This window comes from Variovorax sp. Varisp36, from assembly GCF_047304235.1.
GTDB lineage: Bacteria > Pseudomonadota > Gammaproteobacteria > Burkholderiales > Burkholderiaceae_C > Variovorax.
Genome location: NZ_JBGLYU010000013.1, coordinates 37,549 through 59,974 on the forward strand (window position 1 = coordinate 37,549; position 22,426 = coordinate 59,974).

The window sequence follows — 22,426 nt, forward strand, 5'->3', positions numbered from 1 at the left end:
CGCCGGATGGATTTTCAACGGGCCCCAACCCGCGGAAGCGGCGTACAGGCGCGCGACCGGGCATTGCGCGCCATGGCGTGGACCGGCCGCCGCCCGCAAGCAGGCGGCACGAGCGCACCGGCCTCAGTTCAGAAGGCCGTGCTGCGTCGCCTCGTGAACCGCCTGGGTCCGGGATTTCACCGAGAGCTTGCGGTAGATGCTCTTGGCATGAAACTCGACCGTGTTGACCGACAGGAAGACCGACTCTGCGATCTGCCGGTTGCTCCACCCTTGCGCGATCAACCGCAGCACGTTGAGTTCGCGCGGCGACAACAAACCGGACGCCGGCTGCGGCCGGGGCCGCGGTTGCGGAGGCGAAATGGCCGCGAATGGAGCAATGCCCTTCGTCCTGGCCGATGCCGCGATCGTGCCCAGGAGACGGCGCGCGACGCGCGAGTCCATCGGTGCACCGCCACGTTCGATCGAGCGCAGCTGAAAGGCCAGTTCGGCGTCGTCTGCCTCCGTCAGCAAGTAGCCCACGGCTCCCGCGGCAATGGCGGCATCCACCAGTTCGCGGTCGTCGGCCGCCGACATGGCGACACTCTCGATCCAGGGATAGGACTGGCGGGCATGTTGAATCAACGACACCCCGTCGCGGGCCGGCAGATTCATGTCGACCAGCATCAGGTCATAGGGCAGCGCTGCCAGCAGGTTGCGGGCTTCCGCCTGAGTGGACGCGACCACCACGCGCCGACCTGGCGCAAGTCCGCCCAGGATGCGCCGCATGCGCTCGGCCATGGCGATGTCTTCCTCAACGATCAAGGCACTGCGAAAAGTGCCGCCGTAGGAATTCCTGGGCGCTTCGAGCTCCAGCATCGACTGTGAAGACAACGGATGACAAGCAACACTCATGGCGACAGCTCCGAACTAGAAATGCTCACTTTCGTTTCAGACACTGCAGGAACAATGCCTACGCAGAGCACTTTGAGTTGCAAATACCTCCGCCACGTCGAATGCCTTGATTTCATTGAGGAATGCGATGCTGCCAATGTGAATTTCAAGCGGCGACCGGCAGCAGCCTGCTTGTCGCGCCATCGCCGTTACGTCCGGCGCATCGAATGCGTTACGTAGCACCGCGAAACACGCCCGGGCGAAAGTCACGACTGCGTCCGTCCCCCGCTGTAGCAGGCGGGGGAATTTGTTGCGGCACATTTATGATGCTGTTAACCTCTTTGCGATAAACACCGAATTTCAAGGGATCAGCATGACGATTTTCAAGCTCTCAACGGCCATGGCCTTGGCCGTTCTGGCAACTTCTTCTGCTTTTGCTCAAACCCCCGGTGCGAGCGATAGAGCACAGATTATCCAGGGCGCGGCCGGCGCTGGTGGCGCCACCAATGCCGCAGTCGGACGAGTCAGCCCCCAAGTGGTGGGTGGCGTTGCCGCCGGCGTGGCGCTCGCTGCCGCCCTGGGCAGCAGCAACGGTGGCAATTCTGGCGGCGGCTTCGGCATTGGCCCTGGCGGCACGACAGGCACCGGCACCACTGGTACCACCGGCACGCGTTAATGCTGCGTGCCCTCCCCTTGGGAGGGCATTCGCTGAAAAGTCCGCGCGTAGGTTCCGCCACGCGATTCTTGAAACGTTGCCTTTGGGCAACGTTTTGTTTGGGCGTTGGCGGTTGCTCCTCCGGATCTTCTGCCATGCTGGATACGGCTCGCCTCCTCTATCGAGGAGCACCCGAATCGGCGCAACCCAACTTCAATCCCAACTACCGCTACCTGAAAACCGTCATTGACGGCCGAACCATTTTCATGGTCCTCGGCTATGTCGACAGGCGCGCCGAAGGGCCGGTGGAAGTCTGGTACAGCAGCTCCGGTGAGGTCGTCAAGCTCCTGAACGGCCACTTGGCAGGAACCACCGGCCTCAGCATCGACTGGCGCACCGTGCGCTTCTCTTCACTTCCTTCATGGCAAGCCGACCCGGGCACTTCTGCTGCGCAAGAGCAGCGGTACAGGCGCGAGCGGGATCTCATGCCGGGCTATCGCTTCGGCATTCGCGATGAAGTCGTTCGTACACCGATCGCACCGCCCGGCGACAGCGCCCTCTCCGGGACTGCCGCCAACTCCTTGCAATGGTATGAAGAGCGCAGCGTGTCGTTGCCCGCAAATTCTTCGCTGCCGAACGCGCGCTTTGCCGTCTCGCTTCTTTCAGGTACGCCTCAAGTCGTGTACTCGGAGCAATGCATTTCCAACGACTTCTGCATGAGCTTCGAGCGGTGGACACCTCCCGCGCCAGCAGCCGGCTCTCCGGCGGGCGCCGGGACATGAGAGCCCCGATTCGCACGCGCAGCAAACACCACTGGCCTCGTCACGTGGCCGTCGCCTGCGCGTTGGCGGCGAATTTCAGTGCGCTGGCACAGACTTGGGACAAGACCGCAGCCAACGCGCCGGCCAGCGATGCCGACGTGCGCCCCGGCGAACGCCTGAGCACCTGGCTACTGCGCCAGCCCGAGGGTGCCGCTGCGCCCGGCCTTGCATGGCGGGTCCCGCAGGAGCGACTCGCGCAGCAATTCCTCAAGAACACCTTGCTGGTTCGCATCGAAGCAGCGAACCGGCTCGCGGCGCGGGCCGATCAGGTCGAGCGGCTGAAGCTGATCACCTGGCTGCAGCAAATGCCAGTCACCGGCCGGGTGGCGCTCGGCGTGGTCGACCCGCGATGGCTGCAGGCCCATCCGGAAGAAGACCCGGTCCTGAGCGCCGGCCAGCAACTCGTCGCGCCGCCGGCCGACCTGAAGACCGTTGCCATCGTCCGACCGAACGGCGAGCTTTGCCACGTGGCGCACGAAGCCGGCCGGTCCGCATGGGACTACGTCACGGCATGCGAACCCGTGGGCTCCTACGACTGGGCATGGGTTGCCCAGCCCGACGGCCGCACCGCTCGCGTGGGCGTTGCGCCATGGAACAGCCAACCCTCCGATGAGCCGGCCCCGGGCGCGTGGATCTGGGCCGCGCCGCGCGACATGGCCGACCTGGTCGCCGCATCCGAGGGAATCATCAAGTTCCTGGCAACGCAGGGACCTGCGCCACAAGGCAATGACACCCTCGCGGCGGCATCGCCCGCGCGGATGGATCCGCAGGCTGCGGCAGCCCCTTCAACCACGGCATCCGTGCGCCCGCAGCCCGTTCCGCAATACCAGCCCTACCGCGCCAGCGGCAACGACTGGGGCGAAACCGGCTTGCTGCAGACGCCCACAGCCCGAATGGGCCAGGCCGGCGACTTCCGGACCTCCCTGACCAACGTTGCGCCATATACACGGCTCAATTTCATGTTCCAACCGCTCGACTGGTTGGAAGGCGGCTTCCGCTATACATCCGTCAACGATCGGGCGTACGCCGTCAGCACTACTGGCCAGAGCTATAAAGACAAGAGCATCGACATGAAGGTGCGACTTCTTCGCGAATCTGCATACGTGCCCGAGCTAGCGCTGGGTTTTCGAGATCTCGGTGGTACAGGCCTGTTTTCTTCCGAATACCTGGTTGCCAACAAGCGCCACGGCGACCTGGATTTCAGCCTTGGCATCGGCTGGGGATACCTGGGCAGCAGCGGCAACATCCGCAACCCGCTGATCGCGCTGAGCAGCCGATTCAGAACGCGCCCCGGTCGTTCATCATCGACAGGTGGCGAGGCGAACTTCGGCTCCTACTTCCGCGGCCCTGCGGCCCTGTTCGGCGGCGTGGCGTGGCGCACGCCCTGGGAGCCGCTGACCGTCAAGCTCGAGTACGAAGGCAACGACTACCAGCACGAGCCGCAGAACAACAACCAGCGGCAACGCTCCCCCTTCAACATCGGCCTCGAGTACCGCTACTCGCCGAACGTGGCCTTCAGTGCCGGCTTCGAGCGCGGCAACAAGGTGATGGTTGGCATTACCTTGTCGACCAACGTCGCATCGATGCGATCCAGCAAGGTCGCCGATCCGCCCCAGCCACGCTTTACGCCGGAAGCACCCGCGAATCCACCCGGGTGGGCATCCACGGCTGCCGAGATCGAGTCCCGTACCGAATGGACGGTCCAGCGCATCGCGCCGCAAGGCAGCGGCCTGCACGTCTGGATCACCGAGAGCAACACCGTCTATCGCGAAGCGCGCGTGCAGCAGATCATTGCCGTGCTGCATCGCGATGCACCGGCGTCGGCAAAGACGTTCATCCTGCACTACAACGAACGCGGCCTGGCCATGCACGCACAGGTTGTGGACAGGGCCGAATGGGTGACGGCGCACTACCGGGCACAAACGCCCGCCGAGAAACGGGCCGTCAGCCAACGCGAGTACGCACCGCCGCAGGACAACAGCGAAGACCGGCTCCTCGAGTTTCCGTCGAAGAACGCGGCCACAACCGCGGCAACGAACACCTTGCAGCCCACCGAACCCGCGATGGCTGCCTGGGAGCATCGTCCCCAGAAATTCTTCTTCGGGTTGACCCCCAGCTTCTCGCAGATCCTGGGCGGGCCCGATGCTTTCGTGCTCTACCAGCTCGGTGTCCAGGCAACGGCCGAGTACCGCTTTACGCGGAGCACCTGGGTGAATGCCGCGCTGAACTGGCGACTGGTGGACAACTTCGACAAGTTCACCTACACCGCGCCCAGCAACCTGCCGCGCGTGCGAACCTTCCAGCGCGAGTACGTCACGTCGAAGCGCTTGACCATGCCGGTGCTTCAGCTGACCCACGTGGGCCGCTTGAACGAAGACCAGTACTACAGCGTGTATGGCGGTGCGCTCGAACCCATGTTCGCGGGCGTCGGCGCCGAATGGCTGTACCGGCCGTGGCGCAGCAAGTTTGCCCTGGGCGTCGACATCAACCATGTGCGGCAGCGCGACTTTGCGCAGGACTTCGGCCTGCGCGACTACAAGGTCAACACCGGCCATGCCACCCTGTACTGGGACACCGGCTGGAACGGCGTGCAAGCCAGGGTCAGCGTGGGCCAGTACCTGGCCGGCGATCGCGGCGTGTCCATCGACATCAGCCGCCGCTTCGACAACGGCGTGACGATCGGCGCCTATGCCACCAAGACCAATGTGTCGGCGGCGCGGTTCGGCGAAGGCAGCTTCGACAAGGGCATCTACATTTCGCTGCCATTCGACGCGCTGCTGCCGCGGTCCAGCAAGTTCTCCGCAAACTTCACCTGGGCTCCCCTGGTGCGGGACGGTGGCGCAAAGCTGGGACGAATCAACCCGCTCTACGAAATGACGACCTCGCGGGACCCGAGGGCGTTCAGCTTCTCGCCGCCGGACGACAACAAGCCCAAGGCGGGGGACAACATTCTGGATTTCGGACCGGCTCAATAACCGCGGCTTGCGAGAGAAGCCTGGCTATCGAATCTCGCACTTGGCGAGCAGAGAAGAAAGTCAGGCGGCTATCGCGATCGGGGATGCGGGCTTGCCACCATCGTCGGGGCGATGATGATGCTCGATGGCAAGTGGCTGGCTCGCGGGCCGCACACGATGCCGCTCCATGTGCACCCAGTCGACCACTTCCAGGTGCGGCTGATAGCCGGACAGCATCTGCTTCAGCGCAGCCTTCAAGGCTGGAACGTCGCTGCTTTCAAGCGTTGCGTTCAGCACATCGAACTGGCGCCAAAGCTCTTCCCAAGGTGGGCAATTTTCGTGCGCCTTCATCACGCGCGGATGAGCCGTGGGCATGGCGTTGTTGCCGATCAGCAGCTCTTCGTACAGCTTCTCGCCGGGGCGCAAGCCGGTGATGTACAGCTCGATGTCGCCTTCGGGCGTTGCCTCGTCGCGCACGGTGCGCCCCGAGAGTTCCACCAGCCGACGCGCCAGATCGATGATGCGCACCGGGTTACCCATGTCGAGCACGAAAACGTCGCCGCCCCAGGCCATTGCGCCCGCCTGGATCACCAGCTGGGCGGCCTCGGGAATCGTCATGAAATAGCGCGTGATGTCGGCATGCGTGAGCGTGATTGGCCCACCGGCTTCAATCTGGCGCCGAAACAGTGGCACCACCGAACCACTGGAACCGAGCACATTGCCGAAACGGACCATCGAGAAACAGGTGTCGGTACTCTGCTGCGCCAACCCTTGCAACGCCATTTCAGCCAACCGCTTGCTGGCCCCCATGATGTTGGTCGGCCGAACGGCCTTGTCCGTGCTGACCAGCACGAAGCGCCGGACCTTGCACTCCATTGCCACTCGCGCCGCAGTGAGCGTGCCGATCGCGTTGTTGCGCACGCCTTCGATCGGGTTGTGTTCGACGAGGGGCACGTGCTTGTAGGCGGCCGCGTGATAGACCGTGTCAGGGCGCCACGCATGCATGATCTCGCGCAGCCGGCGGGCATCGCACACCGAGGCCAGGAGCGGGATGACGCGCACTTCAGGTGCAAGCTCCTCGAGCTCCTGGTGAACGGCATAGAGCGCGTATTCGCTCAAGTCCACCAGCAGCAGGACCGATGGCGAAAGCTGCACGATCTGCCGGCAAAGCTCGCTGCCGATGGAGCCACCAGCCCCGGTAACCAAGACCACCTGGCTGCGAATGTGCTTGTGCAGCAAGTCGGCCACCGGTGCCACCGGATCGCGGCCCAGCAGATCTTCGATATCCACCTCGAGCAGGTCATTGACTTGCACCCTGCCGTTGGCCAGATCGGCCAGGGCCGGCAACGTGCGCACATGCAGACGCAGCGGCAAGAGCCGATTCAAAATTTCAACACGACGCAGATGGCTGGCCGAAGGCATGGCCAGCAGCACATCGGTAATACCCTGCTTGGTGGCGTTCTGCTCCAACCATTCAACCGAGTGAATTCGCACGCCATTGAGCGTGTTGCCTTGAAGGTGGGCCGCATCGTCCACAAAAGCGCAAAGCATCATTTCGCGGCTTTGTGCCAATGCCGCGGCCAGCTGTAGACCGGCGCCGCCGGCACCGTAGATCACCACTTGCGGAAGGGCTTTGCGATGAAGCGCGCTCATGTACAGGCCGCCCAACCAATAACGCGCAAACATGCGGCAACCCGCAATCGCGAGGAAGAGCAACAGCGGCGCCAGAATGCCCACCGTGCGCGGCACGCCCTTCACGCCGACCACGGAGAACATCAGTGCATAGCCGAGGCCGAACACAGTGCAGGCCCGCACGATCGCCATCAATGCAGCGCTGCCGGCATAGCGAAAGATCGCCCGGTACAAGCCGAAGACCACAAAGAGCGGCAGCGCCAAGACCACGGCCATGACCGGCGCGGACCATTGCACCCCGCGCAGGGTTACCCATTGCTCATACCGAAAACTGAATGCGAGCCAAACGCACAGCAAGCACAAAACCGCATCCACGGCCAATGCCAGCAAGCGTTTGGCAGGACGTGGCAGCGCAAGCAGCGGGGCAGCCAAACGATTGATCACCTGAGTTCCACCCGCCGGAAGCGTTGTTTCATTTCTTCATTTTCTGTGAAGAAATACCAGGGCACACCCCCTGTTCTGGGTATTCCGCCACGGTCAGATGTGAGTTTGTGTATTGTTTGTGTCGAGGCAGGTGACGTGGTACTGAAGAAGATTTCCCTTTCTTCGAACCGAAGCCATGCTCAGTACAAGCTGCAAACTCAAGCCGCTTCCTTGTACTTGTACTCGGTATAGCGGTAGCCACCGTACTTGTAGCCGTAGCTTCCGTAGTGCCTGCGCGAGAGGTCCATGCCATTGAAGACCACGCCGTTAACCTGCTGCCCCGCGTGCGCCAGGCGCTTGACGCTCTCGTTGAGTTCACCAAGTTGCGTGAGGCCGTCGCGAGCAACCAGCAGGATGGCCCCGGTATGTGCAGCCACTGCCGCGGCATCAGCCGCAACCAACACCGGTGGGCTGTCGATCACCACCAGGTCGTACTGGGCAGACATGGCATTCAGCAAGTCGCCCAGCCTGGACGACAACATCATGTTCGCCGGGTTAACTGGGTAGTTACCGGTCGTAAGAACATCGAGGTTAGGTACAACCTGGGCATGGATCGCCTGCTCCGTGGTCAGGTCTCCCACCAATACATCGGCGAGGCCGCCCTGCCGTGGAAGGCCGAAGGCTTTCTGAATGTGCCCCTTGCGCAAGTCGGCATCGATCAGCAGCACGCGTTTGCCGGCCTGCGCCATGATCACTGCGAAGTTGCCGGAAACAAAGCTCTTGCCCACGCCCGGCGTCGCACCAGTGATGAGCACCCGGTTGTTCCCGGATTCCATCAAGGTCAGCTGTAGGGAGATGCGCAGGTTGCGCAAGCTCTCTATGGCGACACTTCCCGGCTCGGTGATGGCCAGCAATTGAACACCGCCGGCACCACCGGCAATGCGCTGGAGAATCTTCTCCTGTTCGACGGCAAGAGGGACAACGGAATAGACGTTCAATCCGAGACGATCTTCGATCTCTTGAGGATTCCGAATGCCGTTGGCCATTTTGCTGCGCAGGATGGCCAGCGAGATGCCTGCCAACAACCCCAGCACCAGTGACAACGCCACAACCAACTGCTTCTGTGGCTTCACGGGCCTCTTGGGCTCGGTGGCCTTGTCGAGCAAGCGCACGTTGCCGACCTTGCCTTCCTTGACGAGGCGCAACTGCAGCGAGCTGTTGAGCAGCGATTTGTAGAGCTCGCCGTTGACGCGAACGTCTCGCTCCAGCCGCAATGCGTCCCGCTGCTGAACCGGCATGGCGCTCACGCGACGGTCGATGCCATCGAGTTCATGGCGGAAGGCAGCGATTTGCCCGTCGATCACGCGCACCTTGGGGTTCGTCTCAGTGAAGCGCGAGAGCAGTTCGCGTCGCAACTGCTCTGACTCGAGCTTCTTGGTCTCCAGCTGCACCGCCTGGCTCAAGATTGCCTTGGCTTCCTCATCGAAGGCAACGGTTCCGTTCTTGTTCCGGAAATTTGCGTACGCATCTTCAGAGCCTTCGAGCTGCTTCTTGAACTCGGGCAACTGCCGATCGAGAAATTCGAGCGTCTTCTCTGCCTCGGCTGCCTTGCGTTCGACGTTTTGATGCACGTACTGCGCGCCGATTGCATCAAGGATGCGACGCAAGCGATCGCGATCGCTGTCTTCCAAGGTCACGCTGATTACGTTCGACTGCTTGCCCTGCTCGCTGAGCTGCACTCGCTTTTGCAGATCCTCGGTCGTGGCAAGCACGGAAGCGCGAGAAACGACAAACTGCGCGCCAGGCTTGCCGTCGAGTTGCGAGACAATGAGCACTATCGCGCCGCCGGACACCTGCTGACTCAGCAACTTGCCGACCGTGCCGGTCAGCGGTTCGGCCAGATCAGGGTGCGCAAGTGTGTACTGGCCATCGGCTTGCGCGGTGACGGTGAAAGGCTTCTGGTCTTCAAATTTTGAGGGAACATCAAACTTGGCGATGTTGATCGCCTCCGTGCCCGAGACATAACCGCTCACCCCCAGAAAACCCGGCTCCGACAGCTCCTTGGCACGGCGGGCGAGCCACTCGCCGATCAGCGGCGTATAGCGCGGCTGCGCATCGATGTACAAGCGCGTTGCCTCGATCGCGCCGCCCATGATCATTCGCGACCGGATGATCTGAATTTCGCCAATGGCTGGTGTCTTTACATCGAACAGTGCCCCGGTATCTCCCAGAAAGCTCTTCGCGTCGGGCGCAGAGTCTTCGACCTGGACCAGCAGATTGGACTGATAAATGGGCGTTGCCAGCAACGCGTAAGCGACCCCCAGCGCGACGGCGACGAACGTGATGCTCGCCACCAACCATTTGCGGTCGATGAGAATGTCCAGGTATTCGGACAGGTGAATTACATCGTCGTCGTCGTCGCGCAGAGGCCCGGCAACGGCAACCGACGAGGCAGATGGGGAAGCAAGGGAAGTCATGAGAGTTTTCTAATGCGTTCGACCCACGCACTGGCGCCGGCATCGATGAGTTGCAGGGCTTGCTCGAAGGCCAGTCGGCCCAGGCGATAGGGGTCGGGGATGTCGACGCGCGCAACCTCACCCAGACGGAACAATTTGCCGCGCGTGAGCGGGTAACGTTGGTTGATTTGCAGCCGCTGCTCTTCATCCATGACAAGGATCAGATCGGCCTGCTGGCACATCAGATTGGTCAGTTGGCGCGCGCGGTGGGCCTCGATGTCGAGCCCGCGCTCGGCCATGAGTTGACGCGCAATGGGATCAGCCGGCTGCCCCACCAGCGCACCAACGCCAGCCGAAGCTACCTCGAGCTGCGGCAAGGCAGCGGCGATCAAGGCCTCTCCCATCGGGCTGCGGCAGATGTTGCCGATACATACGACCAAGACTGACTTCATGGCGCAAGCCGATACTTCAGGTTCGCCGTATGTACCAGCTGCGGCCGCAAAAGACGATAAATCACAATCAGAAAAACTCCCTCATTCAGACGGCATTTTAGTTGCCAGTTCGCCAACAAGCCCCAACCACTTGCGACTCACACGGGGCACGCGAAAAACGAGTAGCACAGCCCAAATTTAGGCGGCCCGAAATCGACGCAGGTTTGCCATTCACGGTCGGCCCAAGCAGGCCAATCCGCATCAGCGCCTTGCGACGATGAACAGACTCAGAGCCATTCCGAGAATCAATCCGAACACATCGGCCACTAGATCCGCGAGCTCCGCCACACGATCCGGTGTGAGCGACTGCAGCAGTTCGATAAATGCGCCATAGAGAAGTAGGCCCCCTAGGACCGTCGGGGTACGACAAGGCCAGGACCAGCGACCCAGCCATCCCAACACCGCGAAAGCCAGAAGGTGGTTGCTCTTGTCCCAGCCCGTTGTGGGTAACGGCACCGAAGCAGGCAGCAAACTCAGCACGAGCACAGCCAACAAGATAACTGCAAACAATCCGCGCCATACGCCGGCTCCTGGGGCTGGAAATCGCAGCGGCAGCGCAGGCCGCTTCATGTATCCGCTTGCAGAAGTAGATCGTGGGTGCGCGAAGAAGTGAACTCGGCTTCACCCTTGACTCCGAAACGGCTAGCGCACCACGGCGACAAGCGTCGCAAAAATAATCCGCACATCGCCCCAGAAAGTTCTGTTTTTTGCATAGTCAATGTAGTAGCGAATCTTGACGGGAAGCACCTCATTTATGTACGCAGCCTCCGGGTCAACAGCCCTGCCGAGAATCTCGCTTTCGTCCTTGTACTCAATCGATGCCCAGTCTGTGATGCCCGGCTTTACAGACAGAACAATCTCGCGGGCATCGGCCGGATAGCAGGAGACGTAGCGCGGCACTTCAGGACGAGGGCCTACCAAGCTCATATCTCCGAGGAACACGTCGATCAACTGCGCAAGCTCATCCAGCTTGTACTTTCGCAGCACTTGGCCGACGCGCGTCACGCGAGCGTCCGTGCCAACAGTAATTTCCAATCCACGCCGCGGCGCCTCTGCCACCATGGTCCGGAATTTGTGAATACGGAACGTTCGCCCATGGCGTCCCACTCGTTCCTGCCTGAAAAAGACTGGGCCTGCCGAGCCCAGCTTGATCGAAACCGCAACGCCCAGAAAAAAAGGCGCCAGCACCAGCAGTCCAAGCCCACTCGCAACCACATCGAACCAGCGCTTTGCAATCACCGTATCGCCCGTTGCACGGCCGCAACCACGCGCGCGACATCGGACTCGCTCATGCGCGTATAGAGCGGCAGAGTCAACGTTCTCTCGTAGACGCGCTGGCTCACTGGGAACATCGCCGGCGTCAGCTTGTATGTGTCACGCCAGTAGGGTTGTAGATGCAGAGGAATGTAGTGAACACTGCAACCAATCCCTTGCTCGAATAGTCGCTCGATGACCTGATCACGCGAAACCTCGACGGTTTCATCCAATTGAATAACGTAAAGATGCCAAGAGTGAATATCGCCCGGCGCTGCATGAGGCGGGCGAATGATCGGCATCTCCGCTAGTCCCGCGTCGTAGAGTGTGGCTATCCGAGTTCGCTTCTGCTGGAAAGCTTGGGCTCTCCTCAGCTGATGTATACCCAGAGAGGCCGCAATATCCGTCATGTTGTACTTGAAGCCGGGTGCAACAACCTCGTAGTACCAACTCGGGGCCTTCGAGGTAAAGCGGTCGAAGGCATCCCGATTGATGCCATGCAGTCGCATCACGCGAGCTCGGTTAGCGACTGCAGGATCCCGCGTGACCAACATGCCCCCCTCTCCAGTGGTGATGGTCTTGTTGGCATAAAAGCTAAAGACCGTCACGTCGCTGTCCAACGTTCCTATCATCTTGCCATTGCTAGTCGTCGGCAAAGAGTGCGCCGCATCTTCCATCACCCGCAGATTGTGCTTTCGCGCCAGCTCAAGAAGGCGCCCCATATCTGCAGCTCGGCCGCCAAAGTGGACAGGGATGATGGCCTTTGTACGAGGCGTGATAGCCGCCGCGACAGCATCCACGTCGATACAAAGAGTGTTTGCATCGATATCGACAAACACCGGATCAGCGCCCAGATAGCGGATGACCTCGGCCGTTGCAGTAAACGTGTGGGTGGTCGTGATGACCTCGTCACCGGGACCAACGCCAAGCGCTTCAAGCCCAAGGTGAAGTCCTGCGGTTGCGGAGTTGACGGCGATCGCCTCTACACGGCCTCCAAGAAACTCGGCAAAGTCGGCTTCGAATTGCTTCGTTTTCGGTCCGGTGGTAACCCAGCCTGAACGCAAAGCGGAGACAACTTCAGCGATTTCTTCTTCGCCAATCTCTGGAAGTGCAAACTGCAAAAAATTGTGATTAGTCATTTTAAATTAGCGATTCCAACAGGAATAATTTACACAATCCAAAGCCTGCAAAAAATTCATTCCATTCACAATGAATTGGAGCACGAGAATAGATACAGACCACGCTTTCAATTCAAGGAAATATCCAATATTTGAATTTTAAATTTGCTCCAAAAATTGCTTAGCCAAAACAGAGTAAATCCGCTTGCCAAGAATAAACTCGCGGCCTTTTGATCCCAAAAAATCCCGCTCTTCCTTCGGCATTTCCACCATCTTCAATACGGCCTCGGCAATCGCTCTCGGATCAGATGGCGGGACAGTAAACCCACACGCCGCATCGGCCACAGGGTCGTTACCAGCACTCACGGAATGAACAATGGGTTTTCCGGCCATCATATAGTCCATGAGTTTGTTTGGTGATATGCCAAAACGATAAAGAGGATTGGGGTGCCAGCCGATATATGCAATATCTATAGCATCAAGAAATCTTGGTATCGATTTTTTTGGGATTGCTGGCAGCATTGTGACATTGGACAACCCTTCGCTTGCGACCCGCTGAAGCAGCGCATTTCGCTCAGGTCCGTTGCCCACCAACACCAACTCGGCCCTTCCTTTCAAGTGGGTGGAAGCGTCTAAAAGCACATCTAAAGCATTGGCCAAACCGTGTGTTCCGGCGTAGCCAACCAAAGGCAGATTTTTATTCCTCAATATCCTAAGACAATCCTTTGCGTCCTCAGGCATATCGATAGGTTCGGCCCATTCTTCCTCGTCTACTCCATTAGGTACATATGCAAATTTCTCTGGCGCCATACCTCGGGCACACATGTATTCCTTGGTTTTCGGCAAAATAGAAATCACTTTGTCCGCACAACGGTAGGCGTAGTCTTCCGCCATCTGCACCCAGACGATGAACGGATGCCACCGCGACATCCCGCCTAGCTCCATGGGAGATAGCGGCCATAGGTCATGTACCTCATATACAAGCTTAGCGCCACTGAATTTGGCGATTCGTCGAACAGGCCAAATATCCATGGGATAGGTGCTGGACGCAATAACCACATCAGGCTTAATTTCAAGTGCCAACCGCTTTGCGTCGCACCACAGCGCCCACATGAACGAGAGCATGTTTTTTACCCGGCCTATTCCATTTCCTTTATAGACTGGCGTGTTATACCAATGGTAATCAATACCTTCCACATTTTCGCTAAGCGCTACATCATTCAATTTCGGCTGAATTGTTCGAACATGTGAATACGAAGCCGCAACAATCTGGACGTTATGTCCTGCACGTACCCACTCGCGTGCCAGGTAAAAGGGTCGAAACTCCATGCCATGTCGCGTGGAGCCCGCATAATGATTGACCAGCAATATATTCATGCCAGAACTGTGCTTTCTAGACGAGCCACGATCGCATGCGCCGCCTTCCCCGTGCCATATGGCGAAACTTCACTGCCCTTTGAACCTGCCGCCTCTTGAATCACCGCCGCAAGCGACATTGCGTCCTTAGGTGATGCCAGCCGATTCCAACCTGCGTCAATCAATTCCACCCATTCGGTCTCGTCTCGCAAAGTAACACAGGGGACTTGGTAAAAAAAAGCTTCTTTCTGAACACCACCAGAATCCGTCGCAATCACCGATGCGTATTTCTCCAATTGCACCATACCCAGATAACTAACTGGATCGATCAAGTGCAAATCTCGCGGTGAGTCCTTAAGGCGTCCCGACCGTTGAAGGATGGCCCGAGTTCGAGGGTGCAGCGGCCAAACCACTGGCATAAAGTTGGAAGTTCGTTCCAATGCATCAACTATAATATTTAATCGTTGAGGATGGTCTGTATTTTCAGCACGGTGAATAGTGGCCAAGACATACGAAGCAGGTTTCAGTCCAAGATTCGCCAAAAGCCCGCCCGCAGATCGCGCTCGCGCACCGTGATGTAAAGCAACATCGAACATGACATCACCGACCGAAATAATTCGTTCTTCTTGAAAGCCTTCACGCCTTAAATGCCGGGCTGCCATTTCGGTCGGCGTAAACAACCAATGAGATATTCGGTCAGTAAGGATCCGATTAATTTCTTCAGGCATTTCCATGTTGAAGCTGCGCAATCCTGCCTCGACATGCGCCACTGGAATTTTTAGTTTGGCTGCCGCCAATGCGCCAGCTAGGGTGGAATTTGTATCTCCGTAAACCAAAACAACATCCGGCTGCTCACCTAATAATACCTTCTCGATACCCATAAGCATCCGCCCCGTCATCTCGCCATGCCCACCGCCATGGATATCCAGTTGGTATTGCGGCGGAGGCATTCCCAGCTCATCAAAAAAAACATCTGACATGTTGGCGTCAAAATGTTGACCGGTATGCACCACAACTTCGGTCATATTTTTAACAGCGGCTATAGCAGCAGTTACGACACTAGCTTTAATGAATTGAGGACGGGCACCTAGGATGGTAACAATTTTCATAATTTATTATTTCAATGAACCATTGAAGGCCAAAACATCAACTGATTGATCATGCGACTGCCGCTGCTCACCTTGGATGTCATGCCGCTGAAATAATTTTCGATATACGCAGAACTTGCATTATTCTTGCCAATCGTCAAGATGTAAATCGAGTGTGCGATTTCGTCAATTGCCGGGTAGTATTTTGCCCAGACCGCGTAGCCGCCGGTTGCAAACGCTTCCGTCAAACCAAACGGCGGATAGCCGGAGCTACAGGATTTCGAGCCATTCTCATAGGTCGCTCGATACCATCCATTTGCACCGCTCCAATAGTTGGCGAACAAAGGAGCATCTTTATCGCCATTCCAGATGCTTACGACGAGCTGCGCCGCGAATGCTTGAGCAAGATCTGCGTCGGGGAAATCGCTTGAGCGCAATCCGTAGATTTGCTGCATGGCCAGTTGGCTGCCCTGCAATGCGGTTAGCACATGAACCAACCTACGTGCATGACTAAAATCCCAGCCGATATCGGGAACTATCGGAACGTCCTTCCCATCGACCACTAGCTCTGCTTTGCCATTGCTCACCCCTCGATCACAGATTATTGGCTTTATCGATCCCTCATACCCGGCGTAGCGACTATCACCATACATGCGCCAAAATCCCCGATCAATTTCCGCCGTACGCACTCGACCAAGTCTCGAATTAGGAACAATTTTGAAACTAACCCGAGATTTAAACAAATGAAGTAAAACCTGGATCGACTCATTCGGTTGTTCGTTACGATGCCGATCTGAATTAAATTCCAAAGCAGGCCGTGCAGTATAGATTTTGGCCAAATTTGCATAAATAGCTATTTGCCACAACTCCTGATCACTAAAAAGCAATTCAGAGTTTGCATTTTTTACGTCGTCTGGCTTCGCATCGATTAAATTCCGCCATCTTTCGCGTGCTTTTATCCCTCCCCAGCGGAGCAAATGCTGAGCACTAACGCTTGCTGTTTTTATGACAAACGGATGAGAACGAGCTCCGAAATCTTTCGAATTTGCCAAAGCAGCAGCTAGAGCGCTCATTAACCCCAAGCCTTGCGCACTAACAAGTGGCACCTCCTTCCCGATCAGTCGGCCGTTTCCCTTGCAAGTTGAACCACCCTTGCATACCCACACGCGGTCATTTGAACCGTTATTCAACGCCTCGAGTGCATCATAGGCAACCATCAAATCATCAGCGAACTCAATAAGACGACTTGACCTACCACAGCGTTCTGCCATTGCCTCCAAGTTCTGAAAATACACTTGAATATCGTAGAGAGCGTAGCTGTCACCCATTTGCAGCAAACGGCGATCTAAAAATTGATTTCGCAGCAAAGATCTAGCATGCTGATCCCACAACCTCCAACTGGCCTCCTCAACAGCGCCGCCGCATTCGTAGGCACTCTCAGCGCGCGCGCTGCCAGGAAGAAGGTTAAAAAATACTATGCAAAAGATGAAAAAAATCTTCTTAAAGTCCATGACGAACTTAGCTTCGAAGTCCTACATTCCGAGCAAAGACTCATAAAGATTAAATAATTTCCCCTCCTCGACCGACCAGTTGCACTTGGTTAAAACAATATGCCGCCCATTTTGACCCAAACGCGCTGCGCGTTTGGAATCATCAATCAACGAATTGATGGCGCTGGCGATTTCTGCGGGGTTAAGAGGATCTACACACAGACCACAATCATTCTCTTTGATAAGATTCCGCCACAATGGAAAGTCTGAACCTATTACGGGGAGCCCAGCAGACATGTACTCAAACAGTTTATTGGGTTGAGCATCGACGTGATTTGGCTCTGGATGGAACAACACCAATCCGGCAGACGAAGCCGCCATAATTTCTCGAACCGAAGCTCGGCTTACTTTTCCGCGATAGTCGACCTTGCCCCAGCCGGGCAATGCACGCATAGCTAGCTCGGTTTCTGCACTCTCAAATGGACCTGCGAGTATTAATTTCGCGTCCGTGTGCTCCAGTGCGCGAATCATCTCTTCAATTCCTCGAACGCGGCCGATGCCGCCCAAATAACAGACCGTGCGCTCATTTCCTTTTCGGTCTACCATTTTTTCAATTTCACTACACAGAGGGTAGTTGTTAATATCAACTGCCCTTTTATTCAACCTCGCGAAGCGTGCAGCGATATGTGGAGTTGCGCCTACTACGGCCGAGATTCGGCGCGCCACGAAATTCTCGAACGCCTCAAATATAAAAGACAAAATCCTTCGCGTCAATTTGGGAATCCAGGCGCGACTCAAGAGCGAGCGAGGAACATCCTCATGACTGTCATAAATTACTTTAGCTCCTCCAATCAGCAAAAAAAGCGCGATGAGCAAAATCTCAGGATCGTGAAAATGATATAGCCTCGCGCGCAATTTTCTTGCAGCCCAGAGCATTTTCCATGGACGAATTAACATCCGCTGGAACCGTCCCTGAGAAGCTCCAATGTCATGAACTTGCACGGCGCCTACGCGTTCATCGCCCAAACCATCCGCCACTATGTAATGAACTTCATATCCGGCTGCCGCGAGACTATTGCACTCCTTCAGGTGGACACGCACTTCTCTACGGCCATGTGCGGTACTTAGATGCGCGACACGACTCACCATGGCACGCCCGCTTTAAACTCAATTCGCTCCGCCAGACTCATGAAGATTCGTGAACCATCTACCTCATAGCCGCCCGCCGAAAACTGATTTGGATGCGGCAGATAACCCAAAGTATGATTGGCGCACGACACGATAAATTTCATTGGGTCCTTCTTTTGCGCATCTAAATGGAAATGATGAGAAACTTCGAACGGCACAAATTCAAAATGCAGAATGCCGGCAACCGACAAACGAGGAATTTCAACATTGCCAACCGCTGTAAGCGACAACTTTCGGTTTTCAACCATTAATGTGTTTTCCTTTAATGGTATGGTTTTCCAGAGTGAGGCCGAGTTGACAGCGGCTGTATAGGCATCGTCGACTGCCGTTTCGCTTTCAACCCTAACGGGCCATTCAAATCGCCAATTAAAACGACTCCGCGGCATCCAAGAAATGCGTTTGCGCGCCAACCCTGGTCGAATGTCGCCTGCGCACCCCAGTAGAAAAAGGCACGGTTCGGAAAAAAATCGCCTGCGGACGGCATTGCGCACAGCCCCGATATAGTCGGGGGAAAGCAGCATCGGATCATGTCTAGATACCGGATGACATGCATGCAACACCATTGTGAATAATGCCGCGTCTTCCCGCGCAAACTCAAAAATGTAGAGCTTCCGGTCTATATTTTGAGATGAGTTTGGATACATACCAGCCCGGCTCGTCAACAAGCGGTTAAGTGCGGTATCTGGCACATCAAATCGTCGATATATAGGCACAGGCACCTCAGCTCGATAAATTCGACACACATCAGGTGCAACCTCTCTTCGTGTCGCTATATCGATTGCTCGCGCATATTGATCTATAGCTTCATTTGCGACAACTCCTAAAGCTGGCTTGCTGCTATCGAGCATCGGTGCGTAGTGAGTATGACTGGCGGCAAAAATTCGCGCACCTTCATTTCGCTTAGCTGCGCTGATAAGATCTCCAGCATAAAGCGCATCAATCGAGCAAATTTCGACGGAATTACCAGTAACCGAGTCGTTAAAGGAAAATCCATTAACTTCAAGAGCATTATTTTCGCTCGCTGAAAGTCGATCACCGATATATCCTCCCAATGGAAGGCCCGCATGCAAATTGATAGCCTCTGAAAAGGTATGCATTTCTTCAATACCAACGAAACCGACAACTCGCGCAGGTCAAGCGCCCGCAGTCGACGAATCTACCTTGGCCGCGAAGCAGCGCGAGTTCCGTTTGCAAGGCTCGACGCGCCGAAGGCACAAATAACCAGTTGACACCATCCCATTCACCGCGAATTAGATTCGCATCGGCTTCGTAATATGGATAGAACTTATCAAAAGAAAGGCTGCACCCAGGAGCCTCAGTCGCAGTTTGTGAAACTCCGCTTACCCCGATGTGGTCCCATCGCAGTAGAAACCGTAGTAGATGTTTCTGACTTAATCCGAGCCGATTTTGCGCGACATGAACGGTAGAAAATCCAGGGCTTTCTTCTAAACAGCCCAGCAAAAGCATTGAAAAGTCATGTCGATTGACCAACTCACTTAGGGGTTCGAAACACGAGGTGTTCGCATCATGCCTTTGGAGTACATCAATCACTTTGGCTCCGACACCAGCAAATGTATGGGTTGGATGCCGGCTCAATACGGCTCCAGGGCAATTTGCGACGAACTTCCCAAGGGCACCAGAATTTGTTTTCAAAGGTTGTACCGAGTTGGTAGATCGCCTCCAAATCGGTCTAGCGCTAAAGAAATGGGGCGCAATCAATTCCCTGAAGGAAATCTTCGAATGCAAATAATTTAATACACCTCCTTCATTGCGGATTTGACGCGCAAGGGGTTTTAGAGATGCTCTCACATAAAGAATTTCGGATATAGCTTCAAGCATCTTTGAATTCGATCAAAATTGAAAATTCCTGAGCAAACAAGAATCGCTCTTTCATTTCCGAATCGGTCAAGTCGCCATCGGTCTTTTGTCAGTAGTAGGCTTTACCAGTCCAATGACGATCAGAGCAAAAAGAAATCCGTGTGTCAAAAAAATTGTCAAGAGATCTGTCGAAGTCAAAATTGTTAGCACGGGAACCGCAAAAAGAGAAACTATGAGCTTCGAGCCCATTTTTTTTGCATAGGAATTCAGATGCGAAAAAATCAGGCCGGTCAAAAAAGAATATAGATATACACCCATTAGTCCAGCATTCGCATAGCCGCTCCCCAACCAACCCACATTAGCCGAGGTGTTCTCGCCTCCAAGATACTCCGAGCCTATTAAATTAACGAAACGCAAAGAGTTTGGAGCATTTACCAAGCCAAAACTCAACTTCGAGTCGGCCCAATAATAAAAATCATTCCTAGAAAACCAGTCCAAATAAAACCAATTCAGCATTGATGGCATCAGCAACGCTCGCCGGACAAAAAGATTTCCAAACCATGGTGTTCCACTGTTTACGTCGAAATAGTAAAAATCGACTCCTGCGATAACCAGTCCAAAGATCAAAGCAAGCAAAAAATACTTAATAACCGCGGTTGATTCTGAAATTCTATATACGATAAATACTATTGCAGGGTAAAACAACAGTGCTTTATTAGCCGTCAGCGAAAAAAGTAAAACAGAGCAGCCGGTGAATACTAGAGCGTAAATCCAGCGCCTTGCCAGCACAGAAAAGACCATCCCAAAAGGAATAACCACCTTCCCCACTACGGGGTCAATATAGTGAAATATCGCGGGCAAGTTTTTTGCGGCATCCTCTCGGAAGTCATATACGGCGGACAGATCAAAATTAAGATATCGAGCGCCACCCAGCATCAAAATTGCCGCGACGGAGGAAACCGAAATCACGACAAATATTCGAAGCCAATCCACATTCACGCGATCAAAAATCACCACCCTAGGCATCGTCACCCATCGAGACGCAACGGCCATCACTGCAAACCCAGATACAACCGTAAAATAATAATAAAATGGCAAGCTTGCGGCACAGTACAGAACCATTGAGGGCAAAACAATGGTTGCAAGGGCAAAATGAAGAAATAGGCCGGAGGGTTTTTGAGGACGATCTGCCAGCACTATACAAAAAGCGATGGCCATGAACGACAGAGGAAAATTTGAGACAGACAACTCATCAACATACCCCATGTAGCCATACAAATCGGTGATGTATATCTTGTATATAAATATAAAAGACAAAAAGAAAACAGAATACAGCCCAAACTGTTTTATGAGCCTAAAATTCATTGGGCGAGCGGCTCGCATCAGCGACCTCCCATATTCATAAGGGTTTTTCCGAGTGCTGCCAACCATGGGGAGCCAAATGTTAAGCCGACCGCCCCCATAATCCAAAGCGAAACAATTTTTGCACTCGACGATAACTCTCTACTGAGCATCGAAAAACTAATACCTGAATGACGCATCACCACGTATAGGTATAAGCAATAGAAAATAAACCCTGAAATTGCGTAAGCCTCGACAACCAACGCGGGTTGGAGGGAGCCAAAAATCGCTACTGCTCCAACCCGCAATATAAGCCCGACGAATTGCAAGCCTAGGGCGGTTCGCTGATTTCCCGTTACATGTAGAGTCATGGACACTGGGGACGCCAGCAGTTGCACGATAAACCAGGGCGTCATCCATGCAACCAATTCGCCGGCGCGTTGCCATTTTTCCCCGAATATCAAAATAAACAAGGATGGCGCCAGGATTCCCGCGAATAGCAAAGGCCCAATTCCGCCTTTTGCTAAGCCACCGATAATCTGAGAGGTAAAATCGGCCAACCTTCCGGCACGTAGTTCTTCCGGGGCACGAGATAGATAGACTTGAGAAACGGCGCTGCCAATCAAGGACATTGGAGCAGCCATTGCACGAGTCGCCAGCATCAAGTATCCGGCCTCCGGCCCAGTCGCCAGGGTCGCGATAATAATAACTGGCAATTGAACACCGACATTATTAGAAAATGCCTCGAATGTTGAATATTTGGGAAATCGCTCATATTGCCGAAACATTCGGCGCATACCAAACCAGCTAATGCGCTGAAGGCTCGCACGATCTTCACGTACGGTATTTCGCAGCAAGCCCAGCAAGCCCGCACCGCTATTAATCATTTGCCCTAGCAACAAACCGGCCGGCGCGAAACCTAACCAGCCCAATCCGATTTGAACTCCAATTCCACTGATGGCTTGGTTAATGCGAGTCTTGGCGATGGCGCCAAATTTTTTTTTTCGTGTCGACCAATATTGAATTGCAGAATATGCGCTCGCCATCCAAATGCTTAATGGCAGCATCCATAAATACGGCCTAAGTACAGGCTGCCCTGTGAGGATTGCGATCTGCAATGGGAAACACCAGGCGGCAATACCTGCAAATGCCGAAATAACGGTGCAGGTCAGCAACGCCAGCGCGAGCAACTGAGCAGCATCTTCGTCGCTTTCTGGCAACGGGATAGCAATTTCCAGACGCAGACAGGCCGCTACGGAAATAATCGACAAGACTGAGACAAAGACTGCGAGAGCACTGAAATCTGCAGGCGTGTATAGCCGGGTTACGAAGGGGAGTGCTAAGAAGGTAAGAGCTTGCGCGAAGGCCGTACCGCTCACCAGTACCCCTACTGAGCGCAAAAAGCTGCCACGCCCGATAGACTGCAATTTGGCACGCAACGTCACGACAGCGTGTTGAACTGACATTTAAT

General features: G+C 55.5%; 18 protein-coding genes. 3 read left to right on the plus strand and 15 right to left on the minus strand.

Annotation, left to right across the window (positions count from 1 at the left end):
• Nucleotides 1-123: 123 nt before the first annotated feature.
• Nucleotides 124-855 carry a LuxR C-terminal-related transcriptional regulator gene (locus tag ACCD11_RS10400; RefSeq protein WP_413313792.1) on the minus strand — a complete coding sequence of 244 codons (732 nt, stop codon included), beginning with the start codon at nt 853-855 and terminating at the stop codon, nt 124-126.
• Between the two features lie 322 nt (nt 856-1,177).
• Here ACCD11_RS10400 and ACCD11_RS10405 point away from each other — a divergent pair, with 322 nt between their 5' ends.
• The 3 genes from ACCD11_RS10405 (at nt 1,178) to ACCD11_RS10415 (ending at nt 5,321) form a co-directional block, all read left to right on the plus strand.
• The gene (locus tag ACCD11_RS10405) at nt 1,178-1,546 is read left to right on the plus strand and encodes a hypothetical protein (RefSeq protein ID WP_413313793.1); all 369 of its coding nucleotides are present in this window, start codon (nt 1,178-1,180) and stop codon (nt 1,544-1,546) included.
• A gap of 134 nt (nt 1,547-1,680) precedes the next feature.
• Nucleotides 1,681-2,307 (plus strand): YjbF family lipoprotein, encoded by a 627-nt coding sequence (locus ACCD11_RS10410; RefSeq protein ID WP_413313794.1) that lies wholly within the window; start codon nt 1,681-1,683, stop codon nt 2,305-2,307.
• Nucleotides 2,304-5,321, plus strand: a complete 3,018-nt coding sequence (locus ACCD11_RS10415; protein WP_413313795.1) for a YjbH domain-containing protein — start codon at nt 2,304-2,306, stop codon at nt 5,319-5,321. The genes ACCD11_RS10410 and ACCD11_RS10415 overlap by 4 nt, the downstream gene beginning before the upstream one ends.
• Nucleotides 5,322-5,381: 60 nt before the next feature.
• Here ACCD11_RS10415 and ACCD11_RS10420 read toward each other — a convergent pair whose 3' ends face one another.
• From ACCD11_RS10420 to ACCD11_RS10485, 14 genes are all read right to left on the minus strand, one after another.
• A complete protein-coding gene (locus tag ACCD11_RS10420) occupies nt 5,382-7,376 on the minus strand; it encodes a polysaccharide biosynthesis protein (RefSeq protein ID WP_413313796.1) in 1,995 nt (664 codons plus the stop codon).
• Between the two features lie 197 nt (nt 7,377-7,573).
• Nucleotides 7,574-9,832 (minus strand): polysaccharide biosynthesis tyrosine autokinase, encoded by a 2,259-nt coding sequence (locus ACCD11_RS10425; RefSeq protein WP_413313797.1) that lies wholly within the window; start codon nt 9,830-9,832, stop codon nt 7,574-7,576.
• The gene (locus ACCD11_RS10430; RefSeq protein WP_413313798.1) at nt 9,829-10,263 is read right to left on the minus strand and encodes a low molecular weight protein-tyrosine-phosphatase; all 435 of its coding nucleotides are present in this window, start codon (nt 10,261-10,263) and stop codon (nt 9,829-9,831) included. The genes ACCD11_RS10425 and ACCD11_RS10430 overlap by 4 nt, the downstream gene beginning before the upstream one ends.
• A 240-nt stretch (nt 10,264-10,503) precedes the next feature.
• Nucleotides 10,504-10,872 carry a VanZ family protein gene (locus ACCD11_RS10435; RefSeq protein WP_413313799.1) on the minus strand — a complete coding sequence of 123 codons (369 nt, stop codon included), beginning with the start codon at nt 10,870-10,872 and terminating at the stop codon, nt 10,504-10,506.
• Between the two features lie 72 nt (nt 10,873-10,944).
• Nucleotides 10,945-11,538 carry a sugar transferase gene (locus ACCD11_RS10440; RefSeq protein WP_413313841.1) on the minus strand — a complete coding sequence of 198 codons (594 nt, stop codon included), beginning with the start codon at nt 11,536-11,538 and terminating at the stop codon, nt 10,945-10,947.
• Nucleotides 11,538-12,695 (minus strand): DegT/DnrJ/EryC1/StrS family aminotransferase, encoded by a 1,158-nt coding sequence (locus tag ACCD11_RS10445; RefSeq protein ID WP_413313800.1) that lies wholly within the window; start codon nt 12,693-12,695, stop codon nt 11,538-11,540. The genes ACCD11_RS10440 and ACCD11_RS10445 overlap by 1 nt, the downstream gene beginning before the upstream one ends.
• A 138-nt stretch (nt 12,696-12,833) precedes the next feature.
• Complete coding sequence (locus tag ACCD11_RS10450; protein WP_413313801.1) at nt 12,834-14,051, minus strand: glycosyltransferase family 4 protein; 1,218 nt, start codon at nt 14,049-14,051, stop codon at nt 12,834-12,836.
• Nucleotides 14,048-15,139, minus strand: a complete 1,092-nt coding sequence (wecB, locus tag ACCD11_RS10455) for a non-hydrolyzing UDP-N-acetylglucosamine 2-epimerase (protein ID WP_413313802.1) — start codon at nt 15,137-15,139, stop codon at nt 14,048-14,050. Before wecB ends, ACCD11_RS10450 begins: the two co-directional genes overlap by 4 nt.
• An 11-nt stretch (nt 15,140-15,150) precedes the next feature.
• Nucleotides 15,151-16,629: a hypothetical protein gene (locus ACCD11_RS10460; RefSeq protein WP_413313803.1), complete on the minus strand. Its 1,479-nt coding sequence runs from the start codon at nt 16,627-16,629 to the stop codon at nt 15,151-15,153.
• 21 nt (nt 16,630-16,650) lie between these two features.
• Nucleotides 16,651-17,757 (minus strand): glycosyltransferase family 4 protein, encoded by a 1,107-nt coding sequence (locus ACCD11_RS10465; RefSeq protein ID WP_413313804.1) that lies wholly within the window; start codon nt 17,755-17,757, stop codon nt 16,651-16,653.
• Entirely contained in the window at nt 17,751-18,893 is a 1,143-nt protein-coding gene (locus ACCD11_RS10470) for a hypothetical protein (RefSeq protein WP_413313806.1), read from the minus strand. Before ACCD11_RS10470 ends, ACCD11_RS10465 begins: the two co-directional genes overlap by 7 nt.
• 4 nt (nt 18,894-18,897) lie before the next feature.
• On the minus strand, nt 18,898-19,635 hold the full coding sequence (locus tag ACCD11_RS10475; RefSeq protein WP_413313807.1) for an AAC(3) family N-acetyltransferase: 738 nt from the start codon (nt 19,633-19,635) through the stop codon (nt 18,898-18,900).
• Nucleotides 19,636-19,701: 66 nt separating this feature from the next.
• A complete protein-coding gene (locus tag ACCD11_RS10480; protein ID WP_413313808.1) occupies nt 19,702-20,997 on the minus strand; it encodes a hypothetical protein in 1,296 nt (431 codons plus the stop codon).
• Complete coding sequence (locus ACCD11_RS10485) at nt 20,997-22,421, minus strand: oligosaccharide flippase family protein (protein WP_413313809.1); 1,425 nt, start codon at nt 22,419-22,421, stop codon at nt 20,997-20,999. The genes ACCD11_RS10480 and ACCD11_RS10485 overlap by 1 nt, the downstream gene beginning before the upstream one ends.
• Nucleotides 22,422-22,426 lie beyond the last annotated feature (5 nt).

Excerpts from the sequence above, each read along its gene's own strand:
- ACCD11_RS10460 (WP_413313803.1), bottom strand. The coding sequence starts at position 16,629 with ATGGACTTTAAGAAGATTTTTTTCATCTTTTGCATAGTATTTTTTAAC.
- ACCD11_RS10445 (WP_413313800.1), bottom strand. The coding sequence starts at position 12,695 with ATGACTAATCACAATTTTTTGCAGTTTGCACTTCCAGAGATTGGCGAA.
- ACCD11_RS10435 (WP_413313799.1), bottom strand. The coding sequence starts at position 10,872 with ATGAAGCGGCCTGCGCTGCCGCTGCGATTTCCAGCCCCAGGAGCCGGC.
- ACCD11_RS10400 (WP_413313792.1), bottom strand. The coding sequence starts at position 855 with ATGCTGGAGCTCGAAGCGCCCAGGAATTCCTACGGCGGCACTTTTCGC.
- ACCD11_RS10475 (WP_413313807.1), bottom strand. The coding sequence starts at position 19,635 with ATGCTTGAAGCTATATCCGAAATTCTTTATGTGAGAGCATCTCTAAAA.
- wecB (WP_413313802.1), bottom strand. The coding sequence starts at position 15,139 with ATGAAAATTGTTACCATCCTAGGTGCCCGTCCTCAATTCATTAAAGCT.
- ACCD11_RS10415 (WP_413313795.1), top strand. The coding sequence starts at position 2,304 with ATGAGAGCCCCGATTCGCACGCGCAGCAAACACCACTGGCCTCGTCAC.
- ACCD11_RS10450 (WP_413313801.1), bottom strand. The coding sequence starts at position 14,051 with ATGAATATATTGCTGGTCAATCATTATGCGGGCTCCACGCGACATGGC.
- ACCD11_RS10470 (WP_413313806.1), bottom strand. The coding sequence starts at position 18,893 with ATGCATACCTTTTCAGAGGCTATCAATTTGCATGCGGGCCTTCCATTG.
- ACCD11_RS10425 (WP_413313797.1), bottom strand. The coding sequence starts at position 9,832 with ATGACTTCCCTTGCTTCCCCATCTGCCTCGTCGGTTGCCGTTGCCGGG.
- ACCD11_RS10410 (WP_413313794.1), top strand. The coding sequence starts at position 1,681 with ATGCTGGATACGGCTCGCCTCCTCTATCGAGGAGCACCCGAATCGGCG.
- ACCD11_RS10465 (WP_413313804.1), bottom strand. The coding sequence starts at position 17,757 with ATGGTGAGTCGTGTCGCGCATCTAAGTACCGCACATGGCCGTAGAGAA.
- ACCD11_RS10430 (WP_413313798.1), bottom strand. The coding sequence starts at position 10,263 with ATGAAGTCAGTCTTGGTCGTATGTATCGGCAACATCTGCCGCAGCCCG.
- ACCD11_RS10480 (WP_413313808.1), bottom strand. The coding sequence starts at position 20,997 with ATGCGAGCCGCTCGCCCAATGAATTTTAGGCTCATAAAACAGTTTGGG.
- ACCD11_RS10485 (WP_413313809.1), bottom strand. The coding sequence starts at position 22,421 with ATGTCAGTTCAACACGCTGTCGTGACGTTGCGTGCCAAATTGCAGTCT.